This window comes from Panacagrimonas sp. (assembly GCF_965216805.1).
GTDB lineage: Bacteria > Pseudomonadota > Gammaproteobacteria > Nevskiales > Nevskiaceae > Panacagrimonas.
The window spans coordinates 712,364-734,954 of record NZ_CBDCGN010000003.1 but is presented as its reverse complement, the minus strand read 5'-3'; the positions used below and the strand labels follow the sequence as shown (position 1 = coordinate 734,954).

The 22,591-nt window shown below is 65.5% G+C and carries 17 protein-coding genes; 10 read left to right on the top strand and 7 right to left on the bottom strand.

Annotation, left to right across the window (positions count from 1 at the left end):
* Position 1: 1 nt before the first annotated feature.
* The 5 genes from ACOOHP_RS16430 (at position 2) to ACOOHP_RS16410 (ending at position 5,094) form a co-directional block, all read left to right on the top strand.
* The gene (locus ACOOHP_RS16430) at positions 2-748 is read left to right on the top strand and encodes a LytR/AlgR family response regulator transcription factor (RefSeq protein WP_420467564.1); all 747 of its coding nucleotides are present in this window, start codon (positions 2-4) and stop codon (positions 746-748) included.
* Positions 749-909: 161 nt separating this feature from the next.
* The gene (hemC, locus tag ACOOHP_RS16425) at positions 910-1,845 is read left to right on the top strand and encodes a hydroxymethylbilane synthase (protein ID WP_420467563.1); all 936 of its coding nucleotides are present in this window, start codon (positions 910-912) and stop codon (positions 1,843-1,845) included.
* Entirely contained in the window at positions 1,838-2,626 is a 789-nt protein-coding gene (locus tag ACOOHP_RS16420; protein ID WP_420467562.1) for a uroporphyrinogen-III synthase, read from the top strand. The genes hemC and ACOOHP_RS16420 overlap by 8 nt, the downstream gene beginning before the upstream one ends.
* Complete coding sequence (locus ACOOHP_RS16415) at positions 2,623-3,831, top strand: uroporphyrinogen-III C-methyltransferase (protein ID WP_420467561.1); 1,209 nt, start codon at positions 2,623-2,625, stop codon at positions 3,829-3,831. Before ACOOHP_RS16420 ends, ACOOHP_RS16415 begins: the two co-directional genes overlap by 4 nt.
* 3 nt (positions 3,832-3,834) lie before the next feature.
* Positions 3,835-5,094: a heme biosynthesis HemY N-terminal domain-containing protein gene (locus ACOOHP_RS16410; protein WP_420467560.1), complete on the top strand. Its 1,260-nt coding sequence runs from the start codon at positions 3,835-3,837 to the stop codon at positions 5,092-5,094.
* A 130-nt stretch (positions 5,095-5,224) separates the two neighbouring features.
* Here the strand turns inward: ACOOHP_RS16410 and ACOOHP_RS16405 are convergent, their stop codons facing one another.
* Complete coding sequence (locus ACOOHP_RS16405; protein WP_420467559.1) at positions 5,225-5,947, bottom strand: FKBP-type peptidyl-prolyl cis-trans isomerase; 723 nt, start codon at positions 5,945-5,947, stop codon at positions 5,225-5,227.
* 54 nt (positions 5,948-6,001) lie between these two features.
* A complete protein-coding gene (plsB, locus tag ACOOHP_RS16400) occupies positions 6,002-8,500 on the bottom strand; it encodes a glycerol-3-phosphate 1-O-acyltransferase PlsB (RefSeq protein WP_420467558.1) in 2,499 nt (832 codons plus the stop codon).
* Positions 8,501-8,590: 90 nt separating this feature from the next.
* Between plsB and ACOOHP_RS16395 the strand changes: the two genes are divergently transcribed.
* Together ACOOHP_RS16395 and ACOOHP_RS16390 are read left to right on the top strand one after the other, a co-directional pair.
* On the top strand, positions 8,591-9,070 hold the full coding sequence (locus ACOOHP_RS16395) for a DUF4112 domain-containing protein (RefSeq protein WP_420467557.1): 480 nt from the start codon (positions 8,591-8,593) through the stop codon (positions 9,068-9,070).
* Positions 9,071-9,327: 257 nt separating this feature from the next.
* Positions 9,328-10,449 carry a DNA methyltransferase gene (locus ACOOHP_RS16390; RefSeq protein WP_420467556.1) on the top strand — a complete coding sequence of 374 codons (1,122 nt, stop codon included), beginning with the start codon at positions 9,328-9,330 and terminating at the stop codon, positions 10,447-10,449.
* A gap of 3 nt (positions 10,450-10,452) precedes the next feature.
* Here the strand turns inward: ACOOHP_RS16390 and ACOOHP_RS16385 are convergent, their stop codons facing one another.
* The 3 genes from ACOOHP_RS16385 to ACOOHP_RS16375 all read right to left on the bottom strand — a co-directional run bounded on the left by ACOOHP_RS16385 (position 10,453) and on the right by ACOOHP_RS16375 (position 12,778).
* Entirely contained in the window at positions 10,453-11,055 is a 603-nt protein-coding gene (locus ACOOHP_RS16385; RefSeq protein WP_420467555.1) for a hypothetical protein, read from the bottom strand.
* A gap of 628 nt (positions 11,056-11,683) precedes the next feature.
* Positions 11,684-11,848 (bottom strand): rubredoxin, encoded by a 165-nt coding sequence (locus ACOOHP_RS16380; RefSeq protein ID WP_420467554.1) that lies wholly within the window; start codon positions 11,846-11,848, stop codon positions 11,684-11,686.
* A 21-nt stretch (positions 11,849-11,869) separates the two neighbouring features.
* Positions 11,870-12,778, bottom strand: coding sequence for a fatty acid desaturase (locus ACOOHP_RS16375; protein WP_420467553.1), 909 nt, complete (start codon positions 12,776-12,778; stop codon positions 11,870-11,872).
* Between the two features lie 436 nt (positions 12,779-13,214).
* On the opposite strand from ACOOHP_RS16375, the gene ACOOHP_RS16370 reads away from it, so the two are divergent.
* On the top strand, positions 13,215-14,708 hold the full coding sequence (locus ACOOHP_RS16370; protein ID WP_420467552.1) for a peptide MFS transporter: 1,494 nt from the start codon (positions 13,215-13,217) through the stop codon (positions 14,706-14,708).
* Positions 14,705-16,681, top strand: a complete 1,977-nt coding sequence (locus ACOOHP_RS16365; RefSeq protein ID WP_420467551.1) for a M2 family metallopeptidase — start codon at positions 14,705-14,707, stop codon at positions 16,679-16,681. Before ACOOHP_RS16370 ends, ACOOHP_RS16365 begins: the two co-directional genes overlap by 4 nt.
* Positions 16,682-16,695: 14 nt before the next feature.
* On the opposite strand, the gene ACOOHP_RS16360 is transcribed toward ACOOHP_RS16365, so the two are convergent.
* Positions 16,696-17,613: a response regulator gene (locus ACOOHP_RS16360; protein WP_420467550.1), complete on the bottom strand. Its 918-nt coding sequence runs from the start codon at positions 17,611-17,613 to the stop codon at positions 16,696-16,698.
* Complete coding sequence (locus ACOOHP_RS16355; protein WP_420467549.1) at positions 17,594-21,031, bottom strand: ATP-binding protein; 3,438 nt, start codon at positions 21,029-21,031, stop codon at positions 17,594-17,596. Before ACOOHP_RS16355 ends, ACOOHP_RS16360 begins: the two co-directional genes overlap by 20 nt.
* A 348-nt stretch (positions 21,032-21,379) precedes the next feature.
* Between ACOOHP_RS16355 and urtA the strand changes: the two genes are divergently transcribed.
* Complete coding sequence (urtA, locus tag ACOOHP_RS16350) at positions 21,380-22,591, top strand: urea ABC transporter substrate-binding protein (protein ID WP_420468732.1); 1,212 nt, start codon at positions 21,380-21,382, stop codon at positions 22,589-22,591.

Here is a 22,591-nt window from a genome sequence, read left to right as displayed (position 1 = left end):
CATGAGAGTGGTGATCGTCGACGATGAAGCCCTGGCACGCGAACGACTCAAGCGCCTGCTGCAGGAATTTCCCGGTTACGAGATCGTCGGCGAAGCCGCCGACGGCGAATCGGCGCTGGACCTGATCGACAACGAAGAGCCGGATCTGGTCCTGCTCGACATCCGCATGGGCGGCGTCGACGGCCTGCACGTCGCGCGCAGCCTGGCCGAATACGATCCACCGCCGGCGGTGATCTTCACCACCGCATATTCGGAGCACGCGCTATCGGCCTTCGACGCCAAGGCCTCGGGCTATCTGCTCAAGCCGATCCGCCTGGAGAAACTCAAGGAAGCACTGCAGAACGCCCGGCGACCCACGCGGGCGCAGAAGTCCAAGGGCGCCGGCCAGTCCGGCGACGCGCGGCCCAAGCGCGAGTTCGTCACCGCCACCACGCGCGAGGGTCTGATCCGCGTGCCGGCAGAAGAGATCGTGTATTTCCTGGCCGACCAGAAGTACACCACCGTGTGCCACCTGCACGGCGAGGTGTTGATCGAAGAGTCGCTCAAGACGCTGGAAGACGACTTCGCGCCGTGGTTCCTGCGCGTACACCGCAAGGCGCTGGTCGCCACCCGCTTCATCGCCGGCCTGGAACGCGATCGCGGCGGCGAGCAACTGCACTGGCTGACCATGAAGCACGCCAGCAGTCCGCTGCCGGTGTCGCGTCGGCGTCTGGCCGAAGTACGGCGATTCCTGACCGAACAATCTTGAAACGCTCGTGCGTTTAGGCGTTAGGGCCGGGGCGGCGCATGCTTACGCAAGTGCCTTGACTTGGCACTCGCGTGTGCCGGCCCGGCGGGCGGTAGCCCTGGTTAGGCGTTAGGCGCTCAGAATCAGGCCATTTCTTTTTTCTTGCTGACGGCTAACCGCTAATGGCCAACCGCTCGTTGCTACGCATCGCCACTCGCGAATCGCCGCTGGCGCTGTGGCAGGCGGAGCACGTGCGTAGCCTGCTGCAGCAGACGCACCCCGGCCTGCTGGTGGAGCTGGTCCCGATGACCACGCGCGGCGACCAGTTGCTGTCCACCGCGCTGTCGCAGGCCGGCGGCAAGGGGCTGTTCGTCAAGGAACTGGAGCAGGCGCTGCTGGAGGATCGCGCCGACCTTGCGGTGCATTCGATGAAGGATGTGCCGGCGCAGCAGCCCGAGGGCCTGGCGCTGACCACTTTTCTGCATCCGGAAGATCCGCGCGACGCGTTCGTCTCCAATCGTCACGGCACGCTGGCGGCGCTGCCGCAGGGCGCTCGAGTGGGCACCTCCAGCCTGCGCCGCCAGTCCCTGCTGGCCGCCTTGCGGCCCGACCTCAAGATCGCGCTGCTGCGGGGCAACGTTGGCACGCGCCTGCGCAAGCTCGACGAAGACGAGTTCGACGCCATCCTGCTCGCCTGCGCCGGCCTGCGCCGGCTCGGCATGGCCGACCGCATCCGTGAGGCGCTGGACGTTGCGCGCTTCATCCCCGCCATCGGCCAGGGCATCGTCGGTATCGAAGCACGCGCCGACGATGCCCACACCCGCGAACTGCTGGCGCCGCTCGACCATGCGGGTGCGCGCACGCGCCTGGCCGCCGAGCGTGCACTCAACGCACGGCTGGGCGGCGCCTGCAGCGTGCCGGTCGCCGGGCATGCGGTACTGCAGGGCGCGCAGTTGCAACTGGATGCCATGGTCGGCTCGCCGGACGGCCGCCATGTGGTGCGCGCGAAATTGCAGGGCGCGCCGGCAGCCGCGGCCGAACTCGGCGTGACCCTGGCCGAGCAGTTGCTGGCCCAGGGCGCACGCCGGATTCTGTCGGACCTGGGCATCCGTGCCTGAGCCCGCAACGCTGCGCGGTCGCCACGTGCTGATAACGCGGCCGCAGGGTCGGGGCGTGGCGCTTGCCTCGTTACTGCGCGCGCGTGGCGCCGAGGTGACCGAACTCCCCATGCTGGCGATCGAACCGGCCGGCGATCCCGATGAGCATCGCCGGGTGCTGCAAACCGCTCGCAACGCCTACGGCTGGATCTTCACCAGCACCAATGCCGTGACTGTGGCGGCAGACCTCGACTCCGGCCCCTGGCCGACGCTGTTTGCGATCGGTCCCGCCACCGCGGCCGCGCTGGCCAGGCTCGACCGCGCACCCGTGCAGACCGCGACGCAAGGCCATACCAGTGAAGCCCTGCTGCGCCATCCGCACTTCGCGCAGGTCGGCGGCAAGGACGTGCTGCTGTGCAGCGGCGCCGGCGGGCGCACTCATCTGCAGGAGGCGCTGCGCGCGCGGGGTGCGCAGGTGCAGAAACTGGAGCTGTACTGTCGCCGCGCGATCCGCTATCCGGCCCCGCAGATCGAAGCCGCGCTAGCCCATGTCGATACCATCGTCTGCACCAGCGCCGAGGGTCTGCACAGTCTGTTCGAGCAGACGCCCGCGGATGCCCGTGCGGCCATGCTGCTGCCTCGCTTGCTGGTGGTTCCGAGCGTGCGTGTGTTAGAACTCGCACAGCGTCTGGGCTTCGCCGAAGTCTGCGTGCCTAGACTGCTCGACGACGCGACCTGGGCCGACTGCCTGGCCCGGACGCAGCAAGGGTCGCCCAGAAACCCGTTCGAATCGCAGCCATGACCGATCAGCCCGCACCCCCGCAACCCGACCCCGCGGCGGCGCCGACCCCCACCGCCGCGCAGGCGGTCGATGCGACGGCCGAGTCTGCGCCGGCAAAGCCGGGCCCTGCGCCCGACACGGCCGGCGCGTCGCCTGCCGCCGCAGCAGTGCCGGCCGCACACTCCGAACACAAGCGCGCCGATCGCAAGCACGGCGTGCTGGCGTGGATTCTCGTATTCCTGTTGCTCGTCCTGGTCGGTCTGACCGGATACGGCGGCTGGTTGGGCTGGCAGCGCTATGCCGGCATCGAGGCCGAACGCAGCGCCCAGCTGCAGCAATTGCAGCGGCTGCAGGGTGAGGTGAGCGCGCTGTCGGCCCAGGTCGAATCCTTGAGCACGCGCCAGTCGGACCTGTCGCGCCTGGGCGATCGCCAGGGCACCGAGCTGGCGGCGCAACAGGCGCGCATCGACGACGGCCTGCAACTGATGAGCCGCATCAGCGCAGACTTGTCCGGCGGCCGTACCCGCTTTCAGCTCAGTTCGGCGGAGCAACTGCTGCTGCTGGCCAACGATCGCTTGCTGCTGCACCGCGACGCGCGCAGCGCGCTGGCCGCGCTGGACAGCGCCGACCAACGCCTGGCAGCGCTGTCCGACCCGCAACTATTTCCGGTCCGCGAGGTCCTGGCCGCAGAGCGCAACGCCCTGCGCGCGGTGCCGCAACCGGACCTGGCGTCGGCGACGCTGAGCCTGTCCAGCCTGATCGAACGCGTACCCCGGCTGCCCCTGGCCTCGCACGCGCCCATGGAATTCACCGCACCGGCCGCCCGCGCCGACCTTGGCGGCACCACCGAGCAGTCGCCGGGCTGGCAGCGGCTGTGGCTGGCGGTGCAGGGCGCCGCACGCAGCCTGTTCACCGTGCGCCGCGACGATGACGCCCGCGCCCTGCGTCAACTGCCGCCGGAGCAGGAGGCACTGGTCTACCACGTGCTCACCCTCAAGCTCGAAGGCGCACGCGCCGCGCTGCTCGGCGGCCGCAGCGTGCCGATGCGCGAGGCGCTGGTGTCGGCATCGGCCTGGCTGGAAGCGGAGTTCAAGGCCGACGATGCCGGCGTGCTCGCCGCGCAGGCCGAGCTGCAACGCCTGCAGGCGCTGGAGCTGAGCCCTTCGCTGCCCGACATCAGCGGCAGCCTGGAGGCGCTGCGCGCGCATCTGGGCGATGCGGAATAAGCCGTGATCCGCACCTGGCTCGCCATCGTCATCGCCCTGGCTGCCGGCGCCGCCGTGGCGTATTTCCTGCGCGCCGACACCGGCTACGTGATGATCCATCTGCGCGGCTGGACGGTGGAGACCTCGGTGCTGGCGCTGACGGCCGCGGTGGTGTTCGGCGCACCGCTGACCCTTTACACGCTGCGTGCCCTGCTGGGTCTGCTGCGCCTGCCCGCGACCTTGATGCGCTTCAATGTGCGCCGCCGCGCGGACCGCGCGCGCGACGCCTTCGAAGCCGGCCTGCTCGAACTGCAGGAGGGCCGTTGGCGGCGTGCCGAGGTGGACCTGGTGCGGCGCGCCGCCGACCATCGCGCGCCGCATCTGAACTATCTGGCCGCCGCGCGCGCCGCCCAGCACCTGGGTGCGGACGAACGTCGCGAGCGCTATCTGGCGCTGGCCGCACAGCAGTCGCCCGCTCACACGCTGGCGGCCGGCATCGCCAGCGCCGAACTGCAACGCGACCGCGGCGATTTTGCGCAAGCCAAACAGACCGCACTGAGCCTGCGCGAACAGGCGCCGGACAATGCCTACGTGGTGGAACTGCTGGCCGAGTGTCACGCCGCGCTGAGCGAATGGGCCGAGCTGCACGGACTGCTGCAGCGCACCGACAAGCTCGGCCCCGCCAATGCGGAGCGGCGGCGCGCGCTGCTGCATCAGGCCCTGCTCGGGCGTCTGCGCTCGGCGGCGAACGAGGCTCGCCTGGACGCGCTCAAGGCGCTGTGGCAGCAGACCCCGGCCGAGCTGCGCGACAACCCCGAGCTGCGTGCGACCTACGTCAGCGGGCTGTTGCGGCTCAATGCCCACGCCGAGGCGGCGGCACTGATTGCCTCCACGCTGGGCCGGCAGTGGGATGCCGAGCTGGTGCGTCTATACGGCGACTTGCAGACTGAGGACCCGCTCGGGCGCCTGGCCACCATCGAGCAATGGCTGAACCAGTACGGCGAGAAGCCGGAGCTGTTGATCACCGCCGGCCGCGCCTGTCGCGCCAACAAGCTGTGGGGCAAGGCACGCAGTTATCTGGAAGCGGTGATCCGCCAGCAGCCGAGCGCGGAGGCCTACCTGGAACTGGCGCATCTGGCCGAGCAGACGCAGAACCCGGACGAGGCTGCCAAGTGGTTCCGGCAGGGCCTGGAGCGCACAGCGCGCAATGCGGACCGTGGCACGGAGATCGCTGCAATCGAGGTTGCGGCGCCGCCGCGCGCGGCTATCCGCGCACACTCCTAGCCTGCAACGGGTCCGCGACGTGCATGGCATGGCGGTCGCCGGCCGCTCTATACCTGTCCCGTGGGTCGGGCCGTGCCCGCCGCCGAGCCCGTCGGTCGCGCGATCGGCGACCGCGGGCGGCCGTTCCGGCTTACTCCGCGGCGGGCTGGTTTACGCCCAGCAACTCCACTTCGAAGATCAGCGTCTGGTTGGGGCCGATCTTGACGCCCGCGCCGCGCTCGCCGTAGCCAAGCTTGGCGGGAATGAAGAACTGATACTTGCTGCCGGTCTTCATCAACTGCAGGCCCTCGGTCCAGCCCTCGATCACGTTGCCCAGCGGGAACGTCACCGGCTGGCCGCGGGCGATGGAACTGTCGAACTCCTCGCCGTTGATCAGGGTGCCCACGTAGTGCACGGTGACTTCGTCGGTGGCGCCGGGTGCAGGGCCGTCGCCCTCGGTGATGACCTTGTACTGGAGCCCGCTTTCGGTGGTCTTGACGCCTTCCTTGGTGGCGTTCTCGGCCAGGAACTTCTCGCCCTCGGCGGCGCCCTTGGCGGCGGCTTCGTCGCGTTGCTTGATCTGTTCTTCCTGCATCTTCTGCGACACGGAGTTCTTGACCTCCTCGCGTGCCGCTTCGTCCAGCTTGAGTTCGCCGCCGCCGTTGACATCGTCCAGCCCTTGCTTGAGCGCGGCGATGTCGACGTGCGCGACCACCGGCTTGAGCGAGTTGCCGAGATCGACCCCGATGGCGTAGCCGAACTTTTGCGCGTCCGTGGTCAGTTCGACGGGCTTGGCGGCTTCCTCCGGCTTGGCGCAGGCAAACAACAGGCTGGCGCAGGCACAGACGGCCAGCACACGAAATTTCTGGGACATGAATGCTTCCTGGTGGGAGGCCGGGCGTGCCGGCATGAGGAAATAGCGCGCCGATTATACCGAAGCGGCTTTTTCGGTCGGCGCCGGCGTCACCACTGCGCCGGGGCGTCGCGAGATCAACTGCAGCAGGGTCTGGCGCGACTCGTCCGACAGCAGCTCCAGCGAGCGCTCGGCGATCTGCCCGAGTCGGGGGTCGACCAGCAACCCCTGTCCCTCGCCCACCTGCACCAGACCGGCGTCGATCAAGGTGTCGAGATAACCCTTGAACAGCGCCTTGTCGAAAAATTCGGGCGAGTCGCGCCCGGTCAGCACGGCCATGCGCTCGGCCAGCAAGCGGCAGTCCTCCTCGAAACGGCCCCGGGCTACGCGCCCTTCCTCGCGATGTTCGAACGCCAGCAACCAGGTGGTCATGCAATAGCGTTCCAGCGTCTCGCCCATGATGCGCGCCAGCATGGACAGCGAAGAAAACGCCGGCGAGGTCACGTCCGGCCGCAGCAGCACGTCGTCGTTGCGAGTCAGCAAGCCCAGCCGGCACATCACGTCCAGCGTCTGCCGCGCCACGTCCTCGGCCTCGGCCGGTTCCCAGCGCACGAAGAATTCAGCACGCAAGAACGGATAAAGCCAGCGACAGCCGTCCAGCACTGCGCTTTCGGCCAGCATCGAACGGGTGCGAAAGAAATTGGCGATCAGGCTGGGCAGGGCGAACAAGTGCTGCAGGTTGTTGCGCGCATAGGTCAGCAGCACCGCATCGCGGTCTGCCAGTGCCAGCAGATCGCCCCAGGGATGCGGCACCCGCGCGATGCGCGCGATCGGCAGTGCCCACTCCACCACCGCTCGCGGCGAGGTCTGCGAGATCACGAAAGTGTCGCTGTACGGCCGCCCCTTGAGCAGCCAGATCAGGTGCCCGACCTGCTCGATCAGCTCGGCTTCCGACACCGCACGTTGCGGGCTGGCCAGCAGGGCCACCGCGGTGATGCCGACCGGGTTGGCCACCGCAGCGGCATTGATGCGCCGGTGATTGGCCAGGGCCAGCCGCTGCACGAAGGGTTTGATCTGCGACGGCGCGCGGTCCGGCGAACCACGCAGGGTTTCGCGCCAGCCCGGCTGATGCTTGTCGGCATATTCCTGCAGGTGCAGGGGTTCGCCGAAGCTGATGTGAACCTTGCCGAAACTCTTGGTCAGCAGCTTGCCGGCCTTGAGCAGCTCGGCCGCCGATTCCTTCTGCTTCTTGGCGCCGCGCAGCTCCTTGAAGTAACTGCCCAGCTCCCAGACCTTGTCGTAGCCGATATAGACCGGCACCAGGGCCACCTTGCGGGTGCTCTGGCGCAGCGCGCTCTCGGTCACCATGCCGAGCATGCCGGTCTTGGGCGCCAGCAGACGACCGGTGCGGCTGCGGCCGCCCTCCGGATAGAAGCTGATGGGATAGCCGCGCGCGATCAGGCCGTCCACATAGCCGCGAAACACCGCCGCATAGAGCCGGTCGCCCGAAAAACTGCGGCGGATGTAGAACGCGCCGGCCCGCCGCAGCAGCGCGCCCACCGGCCAGAAGTTGAGATTCACGCCAGCGGCGATATGCGGCGGCGCCAACCCGGCCTGATACAGCACGAAGCTCACCAGCAGATAGTCGGCATGCGAGCGATGCGACGGCAGGTAGACCATTTCGTGGCCCTGCGCCCAGTTGCGCACGCGATCGATGCCGTGCACCTCCACACCGCGGAACATGCGGTTCCACACGTACGCAAAGATCTGTTCCAGGATGCGTACCGTCACCGAGGAGTAATTGGCGGCAATCTCGTTGGCGCACTTGCGCGCACGGCGGGTGGCTTCGTCCAGGGTGATTTTTGATTCACGCGCTTCGGCCTCGATGGCCGCCTTGACCCCGCGCGAGGCCAGCAGCTGCTGGATCACCACACCGCGGGTCTGCAGTCGCGGGCCGAGTGCCGCAGTGCGCGAACGCAGGAAGTACAGGTGCAGCAGGCGGCTGAGTTTGCGCACCGCCACGTCCGGCGCCGGCTCCTTGGCCACAAACTCGCGAAAGCTCATGGGCGCCGCGAAACTGGCGTACACGAAGCGCGCGTTGACCATCATGATGAACAGCTTGCGCACCATGCCGGCCTGCACGCTGTCGGCGAACAGCAGTTTCCACAACGAGGTTTCCTGCCCCGGATTGCGTCCCCAGAACACCGACACCGGAACCACCTGGGCATCGAAGTTCGGATCGGCAGCCGCACGCTCCACCACGCCGCTCAACTCGGTGGGTCGCAGACGCGTTTCCAGCAAAGCCGGCAGGTACAACACCGCGGGTCTTTCCGGGGTGGGAACGCTGGCGCCGGTACGGCGCGGTCGCGGCAGGCCAAGGTCGCGACAGATCCGGTCCAGCACGAACAGATCGCCCCAGGAGCGTGTAGGCAGCAGGTAGACCACCGGGCGGGTCGGGTCCAGCGCAAGCTGTTCGCCCAGCGGCTGCGGGGTGAGGCGATACTTGATCAAGCCGTTGAGCGGCCGGAACAGCCACCACGCAATCCAATAGAAAGCGGCATACAGCGCGCGCATCGGTCGGCTACTCTCCGCGAAATTTATCGTTGTCCGCGCCTGATGGCGGCGCGTCAGCGACAGTCTAGAAGAAATCACCAGGCGCCTTTCATGAGCCACGACCCCGAACAAGCGCTGCGTACGCAGGCCGCCCGCCAGCGCATGGAAAAGCTGGCCTGGCTGCTCGACGGCGTCATCCGCGTGCCCGGCACCCGTTTTCGCTTCGGGCTGGACTCGCTGATCGGCCTGCTGCCCGGTGTCGGCGACATCGCCGGCATGCTGCTGGGCGCCGGCATCCTTTATCAGGGCGTGCGCGTCGGCGCGCCACGCAACGTGATCGTCAAGATGCTGCGCAATCTGGCGATGGACGCCGCCGGCGGACTGATTCCCGTGGTCGGTGATCTGTTCGACTTCGCCTACAAGGCACACCGGCGCAACGCCGATTTGCTGATCGAACATCTGGACCGGGTGCAGGCGCAGAACAAACCGCACAAGCGCGGCTCCACCATCCTGGCGCTGCTGCTGGCCGGCGCATTCGTGGCGCTGTCTGCGGCGTTGCTGTGGGCGTTGTGGAGCTGGCTGCTGGGGTGAGGCGGGGCGCTTCGAGCACACCGAGGGCGGCAAGCTGTTCTTGCAAGAGAACGAAACCTTGAGCAACTCCGCCCGGGGGAAATCACTGCGCGATCGCGCAGAGGGAGTAGCCCGGATGAAATCCGGGGTTTTTTGATTGAAGTGCGAACTACTTAAGGACAAGCCACCCCGGATTACACCCAAGGTCACGCCTGATCTTCGGAAGATCCTTTCCGATTGACGTCCAGACGTCTACAATCTCGAAAAGGAGAAATTCGATGCGCAGGGCACCTGGGCAGGTTCGTGACGCGATCGTGGAATCGCTCGACGGTCGTCGCGCCGGCGCAACGATCCAGCAGATTACCGAAGATGTTTCCCGACTGATCGGTGACGTTCCGCCGTCGTCGATTCGTTCCTACCTTCGACTCAATACGCCCGCTCTATTCGTTCGCACAGACAGAGCGCAGTACGCCCTGACCGGTATGGAACCTCTGGTACCCGTTGTGCCGGCATCGACTCGCCGCGAGCCCAAGACCGTCAATCATGGACAAGCGAGTTTGATACTTGACGACTGCAACCGCTGGCTGCACGCGCAGCCGGACAACAGCATCCACGCCGTAGTCACCGATCCGCCTTACGGTCTGGTGGAGTACACCGAAGTGGAGCAGACCAAACTGCGAAACGGACATGGTGGCGTCTGGCGAATCCCGCCGAGTTTCGACGGCTCGAAGCGGTCTCCACTCCCAAGATTCACGGTGTTGCGATCGACGGATCTCGACGCACTCGAACAATTCTTTCTCGCCTGGGCGCGCAGCCTCATTCGTGTGCTCGTGCCAGGCGCAAATGTGGTGGTCGCGAGCAATCCGCTGCTGTCCTACCTGGTGTCCGGTGCCCTTGCTCGTGCCGGACTCGAACGCAGGGGCGAAATCGTTCGGCTGGTGATGACCATGCGAGGCGGAGATCGTCCAAAAGCGGCGCACATGGAATTCCCGGACGTGAGCGTGATGCCGCGCTCCATGTGGGAACCTTGGCTGGTCTTTCGCAAGCCGCTTGACGGTCGCGTACAGGACAATCTGCGCCGTTGGGGAACCGGAGGTTTTCGACGCGTTTCTGCCGAGAGACCATTCGGTGACGTGATCGCGTCGGCGCCGACACGCGCGGCGGAGCGCAAGCTTGCGCCTCACCCAAGCCTCAAACCGCAGGCTTTCCTGCGCAAGATCGTCCGCGCGGTGTTGCCGCTGGGGACAGGCGTCGTACTTGATCCGTTCGCTGGCGCTGCATCGACTCTGGCGGCAGCGGAGTCTGTTGGATACCGAAGTATCGGAGTCGAGCGCGACGAACATTTCTTCTCGATAGCCGCCAAGGCACTACCGCGTCTTGCCGCGTTGCCCGACGAGTAAGCGCTACTCGCGATAAACCCAGTTCTTGCGGAGCTTCGCAATTCCCTGCGCGTGCAGGGTCGCAGTCCGCGTTCCCAACTCTCCGCGCGCGTTCTTGCGGAAGTCGTCGACGGCCACCTGACCCAGATATATCTCGGTGAATCGCATCGCATGGCGCTCGATCGCGGGCTCGCTCTGGTTGTCGACCGCGTACACGAATACGCACATCCACTGCGCTCGGGCGCCATGCGTATCGACTGCGCCGCCGGCCTTGCGGGTCGTCTTGATTTCGACACCGTGCTCGCCTGCCTTCACGGCGTTGCTCGGATATTTCCCCCGCACCACCAGGTCAGGGTGCCCGTTGAAGTAAGTGTTCACAATCAGCGTCCGCGAGTGCTTCGCGAGGCTCGCGGTAAGCATGTCCGACAAGACTCCGGACATGATCGCAGGCCGCAGCAATTCGTCGAGGCGGTCCAGACCCTTGTGGACAAGACTCGTATTCACATCGAAGAAGAAGTCGTAGACATCCTGGATTGCCAACCGAAAATCTTCGAGACGCAATTCGTATGGCAACGACGCTGCGCTATTCAACTTCGCTGGATCGAGCGAATTGCGTTTTACCGTCATGGTTTCATATTGCGATCAGTCCTTAGATCGGGATATTCGCCTTTCTCCGCATGACAGGCAAAGAACAGCCAGCGTAGCCCGCATGAAATCCAGGGCTGTTGTCCTTGCGAGCAACGACCCATCCGAGCGCCAAATCCCCGAGTTATCGGGGCCAGATTTATAGGGCCAGAGGTGATTTCCCGCCACCAGCCATTCGACGCCCGCACCACACGCACCAGGTTGTTAGCGACCGCGCGAAGCAAGGCCTTGCCGGCCCGGTCGGTGAACGACGCCCCTGCTCCCAGGTCAGCAGAGTGCGTTTGCTCACTTGCAGCACGCCCGCGAATTCGGCTTGCGATTGCCGGCGCGCACTTCCTTCATCTCCTTGAGGCTGGCGACCAGATCCGCGAACAGGTTCTTATCCATTGCAGATGGGTTTTACCCGATGATGGTCTCCGGCACGTTTCGCAGCGCCTGCTGGTTCGGCGTCGTGAGCTTGCCGAGCGCTTTGCGGATCAGCGATTTCTCAGCGGTGAAAATCACCGACTTGAGCGAGCGTAGGTCGGATTAGCGGCTTCACCGCGTAACCCGACTTCCGCGATTGGCGGGTTACGGCACGAACAACCGTGCCTAACCCGCCCTACGATGGTCAGCCCTCGATCAGATCGTAATCCGACTTGGCAGCCCCGCACTCCGGACACTGCCAGTCGTCCGGAATGTCCTCGAAGCGCGTGCCCGGCGCGATGCCGCTGTCCGGATCGCCGAGGCGCTCGTCGTAGATGTGCGAGCAGTAGCGGCATTGATAACGACGCATGGTCGAGTCTCCCTGCAGAGCTTACGCCGCGCCTTCGCGGGCCGCGTAGATCACCGGGTTGATTGCAAAGCCGTGCTGGATCGCGAGGTCGCGCGCGCGCAGTTCGGGTTCGATCAGCTTCCAGACCTTGGCGTTGTTGTAGAACGGCGTGCCTGGATACAGGTGATGGATCAGGTGCACGTGGTGGTTCTGCAGCAGCGGCGCCATCAGCCATTCCATGCCCGGCCGCACGGTGGTGGCCTTGGTGAAATTCTCTTCCTGCGTGGTGTCGTGCGGAACGTGCGGCAGCCAGAAGAAACTGAAACCCAGCGCCAGGAAGATCAGCCGCGACGGAATGAACCACAGCATCAGCACTTCCCAGCCATAGCCCATCCAGGTCAGCACGCCGGCCACGCTGAAGGTGAGCACCGCCATCGCCATTGAACTCTTCAGGTACTTGGCTGAAATCTTGTCGCCCTGGCGCAGCGCGTGGACCAGGTACAGCGCGTCGATGGCCATCCAGCGGAAGGGCAAGGTCCACCAGGCGCCGTGCAGGATGTAGTCCGGGTCCTTGGTGCCGCTGGTGAAGCGGTGGTGCAGCACGTGGCCCCAGCGGAACAGGCGCAGGTCCACGTACGGCGTGATCATGAGCACGGCGCTCTGGCCGATGACGTCGTTGAGCCGGGTGTTGGTGCTGATGCTTCGATGCAGCGCGTCGTGAACGACGGTGAAGGTGAGGTAGCCGATGGCACCGTTGACGAGCATGCCGACCCACAGCGGGATGTGTCCCTGCACCGCCAGCACGATCGACGCGATGTAGATCGCGGTCATGAGGGCCGAGGTGAGCACCGTCGGCCACGCCACCGGCGGTGCGGAGGTGAGGGACTTGAGCTGCGCGCCGCGTTGCGGGTCCAGGCTCGCGGCGATTTGGGCGGGTACATAAACGGCCATCGGATTCTCCTCGTGTGTCGTGACCGCATGGATCGCCCCGCTGCGGGCGCTTTGATGCCAGACGGGTGTGCGTGGGTTGCAGAGCGCTGGGTCTGTCGCAATCCATCCTCACTGCACGCGACTGTAGTTGATCTCAAGACCAGTGCTTTTGCCCCAACCTTTGGGCTAGCGGTGAACGACACGCTCCGGCCCCAGAACCCGTAGCCCGGACACCATCCGGGGTCGGCAGGGTAAGGAGCTTCCTTCGACGTCGACGAATGAACTTTGGATTCGTCCGCGCAGCCTTGAAACGACAGCCGACGCGCTACAGCCCAACGATCACGTAGCCGGCCAATCGCCGGACGTGTTGCGCCAACGCTGCGACACCGGATTGACGTAGGCCCCCGCGCTCGCGCACCTTCGGGTCTCGATTGGCTGCCTATCCAAGCATCTCCACATGACCGAGCCGACCTGGGCAGGACATCCGCGCGGCCTGGCGACCCTGTTCTTCACCGAGATGTGGGAGCGCTTTTCCTACTACGGCATGCGCGCCATTCTGGTGCTGGCCATGGTGGCGGCAGTGGACGGCAGCAACCCGGGCCTGGGCCTGTCCGCCGAGGTGGCCGGCGCCATCTACGGGCTCTATACCGCCTCGGTGTACCTGGCCTCCCTGCCCGGCGGGTGGATCGCGGATCGCCTGATCGGCCAGCAACGCGCGGTGTTCTGGGGTGGCTGCATCATCGCCGCCGGGCATTTCTGCATGGCGCTGAACACCACCGCCAGTTTCTTCATCGGCCTGATCCTGATTGCGCTTGGTACCGGGCTGCTCAAACCCAACATCAGCGCGCTGGTGGGGCAGTTGTATCGCGACGACAAGGGCGCACGGCGCGACGCGGGTTTCTCGCTGTTCTACATGGGCATCAATGTCGGCGCGTTCTTCGGCCAGTTGCTGTGCGGGTACCTGGGCGAAAAGATCGGCTGGCACTGGGGCTTTGGTGCCGCCGGTGTGTTCATGGTGCTGGGCGTGATCCAGTACCGCGTGTACGGCGCCCACCTGGGCGATGCCGGCCTGCTGCCGGCGCGCAGTGGCGACGTGCAGCGTGACGCGGCGCTGCACCGCAAGGGCTGGCTGGGAGTGGCGCTGTTTCTGCTGGCATTGACCGCCATCACCGCCCTTGCGCTCAACGGCGTCATGACGATCAACGCGGTGCGGCTGGCACAGGGCACCGGCGTGGGCATCGTGATGATCGCCACCGCCTACTTCGCTTACGTGATGTTCTTCGGGGGCCTGAGCGTCGACGAGCGCCGCAAGGTCGGCGTGATCGCGGTGTTCTTCGTTGCCGCCGCCATGTTCTGGAGCGGCTTCGACCAGGCGGGCTCGAGCCTGAACCTGTTTGCGCAGAATCACACCCACCGCACGTTCTTCGGCTGGGAGATGCCGGCGTCGTGGCTGCAGGCGGTGAACCCGCTGTTCATCATCATCCTGTCGCCGTTCTTCGCCGCGCTGTGGATCAACCTGGGACGGCGCAACCTGGATCCGTCGCTGCCGGTGAAGATGTCGCTGGGCCTGGTGCAGATGGGTATCGGCTTCCTGGTTCTGTATGTGGCTGCGGGCTTCGTGGTGCAGGGCGAGAAAGTGGCCCCGACCTGGCTGATCCTGACCTACCTGCTGCACACCACCGGCGAGCTGTGCCTTTCGCCGGTGGGTTTGTCGGCGGTGACCAAGCTGGCGCCGCCGCGTTATGTTGGGCAGATGCTGGGAACCTGGTTCACTGCATCGGCCCTGGGTAACCTGATCGCCGGACTGGCGGCAGGGCACCTGGCCGACGAAAGCAACGTGGCAGCGATGCCCTCGCGCTTTCTGCTGGTATTCATGACCACCGCCGGTACTGGCCTGGTGCTGTGGCTGGTGTCGGGACATATCAAACGCATGATGGGAAACGTCCGATGAATCGCAACGCACTGCACCGCCTGATGATCGTCCTGCCGCTGTGTTGCGGCCTGTGGCTGCTCAACGCGTGCAGCCGCCAACAGGACGATCAGGCGCCGGCCGTCGCAGCCTCCGGCGAAGCCGCGCCCACGGTAGAAGACGCTGATCGCTTCGTGGCCGAGGTCAATCAGTTCCGCAAGGACAATTCCGCGCGCCTGGCCGCGGCGTATTGGGTGTCGCAGACCTATATCAGCGAAGACGGCCAGTTGCTGGCGGCCGCGGCCACTGAGGAGCAACTGGCATTCGAGTCGGCCAAGGCCGAGGAGGCCAAGCGCTTCAACGACGTCCAGGGTCTGTCGCCGGAAACCGCGCGTGCGATTCGGCTCATCAAGCTGGGGCCGACCATGCCGGCGCCGTCGGACCCTGCCAAGCGCGCGGAGCTGGCCAAGCTGGCGGCCAAGATGGAGGCCCATTACGGCGCCGGTCAGTGGTGCCGGCCCAACGCCGATGGGCAGGAGGAATGTCTGAAGCTGCAGGCGATCGAAAAGATCATCGACAACGTCGGGCAGGACAATCGCGTCGAGGAGATCGAAGCGGCCTGGAACGCCTGGCACCGCACCTCGCCGCCGATCCGCAAGGATTACCAGCGCTTCGCCGAGTTGATGAACGAGGGCGCCCAGGAGCTTGGCTACGCCGACACCGGCGAACTCTGGCGCGGCGGCTACGACATGAGCCCGACCGAGTTCGACACCGAGGTCGAGCGCCTGTGGAGCCAGGTGGAGCCGCTGTACGAACAACTGCACTGCCTGGTGCGCGATAAGCTCAACACCAAGTACGGCGACGACGTGGTACCCGCCGACGGCCTGATTCCCGCCCACCTGCTCGGCAACATGTGGGCGCAGCAGTGGGGCAATCTGTATCCGCTGCTGGAGCCCTATCCGGGGCTGAGCAATCTGGACGTGTCGAGTGCGCTGCGTGCGCAGCGCGACGCCGAATACCGCAAGCGCCTGGCCGAGTTCAAGGGCAGCCCCACACCGCGCGATCTGGCCGAAATGGAACACCAGGCCGATGCCGCCCAGGCCGTGGCGATGACGCGCGTGGCCGAAGATTTCTACGTGTCGCTGGGCTTTCCCAAGCTGCCCGATTCGTTCTGGAACAAGTCGCTGCTGGTGCAGCCGCGCGACCGCGACGTGGTCTGTCACGCCAGCGCCTGGGACATGAACCTGCAAGGCGACGTACGCATCAAGCAGTGCATCGAACCCAGCGAGGAGCAGCTCACCACCATTCACCACGAACTGGGCCACATCTATTACTACCTGGCCTACAACCATCTGCCGCCCTTGTTCCAGACCGGCGCCCACGACGGCTTTCACGAGGCCATCGGCGACACCATCACGCTCAGCCTGACGCCAGCGCATCTTGAGAAGATCGGCCTGGTGGACCAGGTGACCGTCAGCGAGCAGGCCACCATCAATTCACAGATGAAGCAGGCGCTGGACAAGATCGTGTTCCTGCCCTGGGGCAAGCTGGTCGACCAGTGGCGCTGGAAAGTGTTTTCCGGCGAGATCGGGCCCGAGCAATACAACGCCGGCTGGTGGCAGCTGCGCCAGCAATACCAGGGCGTGGGGCCGCCGAACCCGCGTTCGGAGGACGACTTCGACCCCGGCGCCAAATACCACATTCCCGGCAACACGCCGTATACGCGTTACTTCCTGGCCTTCATCCTGCAGTTCCAGTTCCAGAAGGCGCTGTGCGACGCCGCCGGCTTCGAGGGCCCGCTGCACGAGTGCGACACCTACGGCAACGCCGAGGCCGGCAAACGCTTTCTGGAGATGCTGGCCCAGGGCGCCTCGCAGCCCTGGCCCGACACCCTGGAAAAACTGACCGGCACGCGCAGCATGGACGCCTCGGCCATCCTCGACTACTTCGCCCCGCTGCAGGCTTACCTGGAGGAACAGAACCAGGGCAAGACTTGCGGGTGGTCGGCGCCTTAGCCCCCGCCCTGCGGTCAGGCCACCAGCCGGGTCTTGCTCAAGGCCAGCGTGGCGGCCGCGGTGCGTGTCTCCACGCCGAGCTTCATGTAGATGTGCTCCAGGTGCTTGTTGACCGTGCGTGGACTGCTGTCGAGGATTTCCGCGATGTCCGGCGTGGTTTTCCCCAAGGCCACCCAGTACAGCACCTCACCTTCGCGCGCAGTCAGGCGCAGCGCACGGCTCAAGACCGCCGGCTCCGGCACCGGTGTGTTGCGGCGGATCAGCAATAACTGCGTATCCGCACAGGTGCTCTGCAAACGGCTGAACACCAGTCGCTCACCGGCTGAGATCAGGCTCACGCTGGCTTCGGCCATCGCCCCCGGCGCATCGATCCAGCGGCGCACCGGCGCCGGCAGCTGTCCGTCCAGCTCCAGCAGCGGAGTCAGCCAGCGCCGCGCCAGCGGCGTGGCCCATTGCACGGTGTAGCCCGCACCGATGGCGATGATGGCGTCGCCGGCCGCGTCGGAGGCTCTGTGTGCTGCCACCAGGCGGTTGCGGTTGCGCAGATGCGCGCCGATGCGCGCCAGCAGCTCCGGAGCGCGCACCGGCTTGGTCACGTAATCGACGCCACCGGCGCGAAAACCGCGCAAGACGTCGTCGGTCTGCGACAAGCCGGTCATGAACACCACCGGAATCTCGCGAGTGATCAGGTCTTCCTTGAGCCGACGACAGGTTTCGAAGCCGTCCAAGCCGGGCATCATGGCATCGAGCAGGATCAGGTCCGGCGGCGACAGTCTGGCGCTGTCCAGCGCCATGCTGCCGCTGGTGGCGACGCGCACGCCGTAGCCCTCCTGGCGCAGGGCACCATGCAGCAGCGCCAGATTATCCGGCGCGTCATCCACGATCAGCACAACCGGCGTCGCGGGACTCTCTTCAGACCGGGGTTCCAGCATGGTCAACGACCTCTTCGAGTGCGCGCAGGAATTCGGCGGGACGAAACGCCTCGACATGCCGGCGCAGCAGGTGGGTGAATGCGATAAAGCGACCATCCTCGCGTTCGATGCGATCCAGACGCCGCAGGATGTCGTCGACGCATCCCAGGCGGCCCAGCTCGCGCAAACGTTCCAGTTCGGCGGCCGGCGGCAGCGTCATCGCCGCCACCGCAATGGACGCTTGCGACTCGGTCGCCGCATCGCTGGCATTCGAGCACGTGTCGCTACCGGTCCAGCGCAGATCCAGGGTCTGGCCGATGCAAGCCAGCAACGCGCCGACGTCGACCGGTTTGACCATGAAGGGCACGGGCCCGAGATCACCACCGCCGTCCCGTCCGCCAGCGTCGGCCGAGATCACGATCACCGGGGCCTGCGAGACGCCATTGCGGCGCAGCAGGCGCGCGGTTTCCCAGCCGTCGATGCCGGGCATGTTGAGGTCCAGCAGGATCAGGTGCGGCGCGAACAGGGCCGCGATCCGGATGGCATCCACGCCCGACGCCGCTTCGGCCAGTTCGAAACCCAGCGGCGACAGCAGACTCATCAGGAACTGGCGGTCGGTGCGCTCGTTGTCCACGATCAGGACGCGCCGGGGCGGCCCGGCGAAGCCGCCGACATCCAGGCGCGGCTCGCGCACGCGCGGCTTTGGGCTGCGCACTTCAGGCAGGAACAAGCGGACGCGGAACACGCTGCCGCGGCCGGCTTCGCTGCTGGCGGTGAGTTCGCCCCCCATCAGCTCGGTCATCAGCTTGGCGATGGTCAGGCCCAGCCCGGTGCCGCCGGCACCGCAGACATTGGTGCCGCGCTCGAACGGCTGGAACACGCGCTGCAGATCTTCGGCCGACAATCCGATGCCGGAATCGCGAACTTCGAACGTGGCGATCTCGCGCCGGTAGTCCAGGCGCAGCATCACCTCCCCTTGATCGGTGAACTTGACCGCGTTGCCCAGAAGATTGATCAGAATCTGACCCAGCCGTTGCTGGTCGGCACGCACGACCGCCGGGGCTTTGGAGATGGATTCGAACACCAGCCGTATTTTCTTGTCGCGCGCCTGCGGCTGGAACATTTCCACCAGGTTGGCCAGAAACTCCGGCAGATGCACCTCCGACACGTCCAGCTTCAGCTTGCCGGACTCGATGCTGGCGATGTCCAGCAATCCATCCACCAGCGATACCAGGTGCTCGCCGCTGAGGCGGATGACGGACAGCGCCTGGCGCCGCTGCGCCCAGGGAATCGACTCGCCGCGCTCCAGCACCTGGGCATAGCCGAGCATGCTGTTGAGCGGCGTGCGCAGTTCGTGGCTGACCCCGGTGATGTAGCGGCTCTTGGCCTGGTTGGCGCGCTCGGCGACACGCTTGGCGTCCTGCAAGGCCTGATCGGTCTGACGATGCGCCTCGATCTCTTTCATCAGCAGACGCGTCTGCCGGTTGGATTCTTCCTGCGCCACGCGGCGGCTTTCTGCTGTCAGCACCAACCACCAGCAGACGATGCCGCCGGCCACCAGCACCGCCACGAAGGTCTTGATCGACATGTCCAGCAGCGAACTGCGGATCGCCGGGTCGGCGCCGGGCAGACCGGACAGCTCCTGCCCGTACATCAGCGCGAAAATGGTGGCCAGCGTGCCGCCGACGCACAGCAGCAGCAGCGTGTAATGCCCCAGACGCGTATTCATGTGCGCCGACAGCGGCCGCGGCAACAACCAGCGCAGCGCGCTCTCGGTCTGGTGCGCCAGCGTCGCATGCGGCTTGCACAGATCGTTGCAGCGAGCATCCAGGGTGCAGCACAGCGAACAGATCGGCCCGCGATACGCCGGACACATCGCCATGTCCTCGCTCTCGTAGGTCTTCTCGCAGATGCAGCAGCGACGCGTGCGCTCGCGGGTCGGCACCGGCTGACGCGCGATGTAAAAGCGACCGCCTGTGGCCCAGGCGATCAGCGGCGCGCACAGTAGTGCGGTGACCAGCGCGATGAAGGCGGAGAAGGCCTGCGCCAGTTCCCCGAACGCGCCGCTGAACGCCATGATGGACAGCACCGATGCGATCAGCATCGCGCCCACACCGACGGGGTTGACGTCGTACAGGTGCGCACGCTTGAACTCGATGCCTTTGGGCGACAAGCCCAGCGGCTTGTTGATGACCAGATCCGCGACCAGCGCACCGACCCAGGAGATCGCAACGTTGGAATACAGCCCGAGCACGTCTTCCAGCAGATAAAACACGTCTAGCGCCACCAGCGCCAAAGCGATCAGCACGTTGAACACCAGCCACACCACGCGGCCCGGATGACTGTGGGTTAGACGTGCGAAAAAATTGGACCAGGCCAGTGAGCCGGCGTAGGCGTTGGTGACGTTGATCTTGAGCTGCGAGAGCACCACGAATACCGCGGTCACCACCAGTACCATCGGTGCCGAATCGAACACGTAGCTGAAGCCGACGCGGTACATCTCGGTCGGCTCCAGCGCCTTCTCCGGGGCAATCTGATGCTGGATGGCGACGAACGCCAACAGCGCGCCGCCGAGCATCTTGAGTGCGCCCAGGCCAATCCAGCCGGGCCCGGCCATGAGCAAGCCGGTCACCCAGCGGACACGGTTGGCGCGCTTGGCTTCCGGCATGAAACGCAGGAAATCGATCTGCTCGCCGATCTGCGCCACCATCGCCAGCAGCACGCTGCAGACGGTGCCGAACATCAGCAGGTTGAATGTGCCCCCTTCGCCGCTGAAGCCGGCAAAGCTCGGCAGCTGCGACACCATCTCAGGTTCCATCGCGAAGATGAAACCGAACGGCAGGAACATCAGCGTCAACCAGATCGGCTGGGTCCAGGCCTGGAACCGGCTGATGAAGGTGATGCCGTGAGTGACCATGGGGATGATCACCAGCGCACTGATCAGGTGCCCCCACAACAACGGCAGGCCGAAACAGAACTTCAGCGCCTGCGCCATGATGGTGACTTCCAGCGCGAAGAAGATGAAGGTGAAGGTGGCGTAGATCAGCGAGGTGATGGTGGAGCCGATGTAACCGAAGCCGGCGCCGCGCGTGAGCAGGTCCATGTCGACGCCGTACTTGGCGGCGTACCAGCTGATCGGCAGACCGGTCAGAAAGATCACGATGCTGACGGCAACGATGGCCCAGAAGGCGTTGGTGAATCCGTAGCTCACCATCACCGCGGCGCCCAGCGCTTCGAGCGCCAGAAAGGAGATGGCGCCGAACGCCGTGTTGGCGACGCGGAACTCCGACCACTTGCGCGACGAACGCGCGGTGAAACGCAGCGCGTAGTCCTCCATGGTCTCGTCCGCGACCCAGGTGTTGTAGTCGCGGCGCACTTTCATGATCCGCTGCAGCGGCTGCTCGGAGAACGGCAGTGGGTCTCCCGACGGTGCGTTCATGCGGCTGCGATATCCGGTGGGCGCATGCGCCCGGAATGCGGGCTGCGGCGAGTCGATTGCTGCAAGAAACGCGCCGTTGCATGCCCAATTGACGCTCCGGGATATACGCATAACTGCGTATGGACGAGCGCCAACGACCGAGCGGGATCACGGCCGCGCTCGCGCCGTGGTCGGCACGCTCGCCTAGGCAACAAGACGTAGGCAGCCCAGCGTATATCGGCGCGCCCGGCGTCTCCGTAGCCTGAATCCATCGACCCGCGAAACACCCGGCATCCACGGTCGATTCACTTTTCAGGAGACGTCATGAGCATCTACAACATCAATGTCACCCGCCGTCAGCTCCTCCAGATGCTCGGACAGACCGCCGCGGCAGGCGCCGTCATGGGCTCACCGCTGTCCGCACTGGCGGCGGCGCCGGCCACTGCATCGGTCAACACCACCGGTCTGGCGATCACCGATTCCACGGTGAAGGTCGGCATCCTGCACTCCATCACCGGCACCATGTCGATCTCCGAGACCGGCTCGGTGGAAGCCGAGAAGCTGGCGATCTCGCAGATCAACGACATGGGTGGCGTGCTCGGACGCAAGATCGAGTTCATTCAGGAGGACGGCGCCAGCGACTGGCCGACCTTTGCCGAAAAGGCGCGCAAGCTGCTGGTGCGCGACAAGGTGGCCTCGGTATTCGGATGCTGGACTTCGGCCTCGCGCAAGGCGGTGCTGCCGGTGTTCGAGCAGTACAACGGCATGCTGTACTACCCCACCTTCTATGAAGGTCTGGAGCAGTCCAAGAACGTCATCTACACCGGCCAGGAAGCTACGCAGCAGATCATCGCCGGCATCGACTGGGTGATCAAAGAGAAGGGCGCCAAAAGCTTCTACCTGCTGGGCTCGGACTACATCTGGCCGCGCACCTCGAACAAGATCGCGCGCAAGCACATCGTCGACATCAAGGGCTTGAAGGTGCTGGGCGAGGAGTACTTCCCGCTGGGCAGCACGCAGTTCAACTCGGTGATCAACAAGATGAAGCTGCGCAAGCCCGACGTGATCTACGCCATCATCGTCGGCGGCAGCAACGTGGCCTTCTACAAGCAGCTCAAGGCCGCGGGTGTGGATCTCACCAAGCAGACGCTGATGACCATCTCGGTCACCGAGGACGAGATCCTGGGCATCGGCGGCGAGAACATCGCCGGCGCCTACGCCTGCATGAAGTACTTCCAGTCGCTGGACAACCCCAACAACAAGGCCTTCGTCGACGCCTTCAAGAAAATGTGGGGCGCCGATTCGGTCATCGGCGACGTGACGCAAGCTGCCTATCTCGGGCCGTGGCTGTGGAAGGCCACGGTGGAGAAGGCCGGCAGCTTCGACATCGACAAGGTCGCCGCGGCATCACCAGGCGTGGAATTCAAGGAAGCGCCGGAAGGCTACGTGCGCATCCACGAGAACCATCACTTGTGGAGCAAGACCCGCGTGGGTCTGGCCAAGGCCGACGGCCAGTACGACGTGATCTACGAGACCGCCGAGCTGGTCGAGCCGGATCCGTTCCCCAAGGGCTATCAGTAA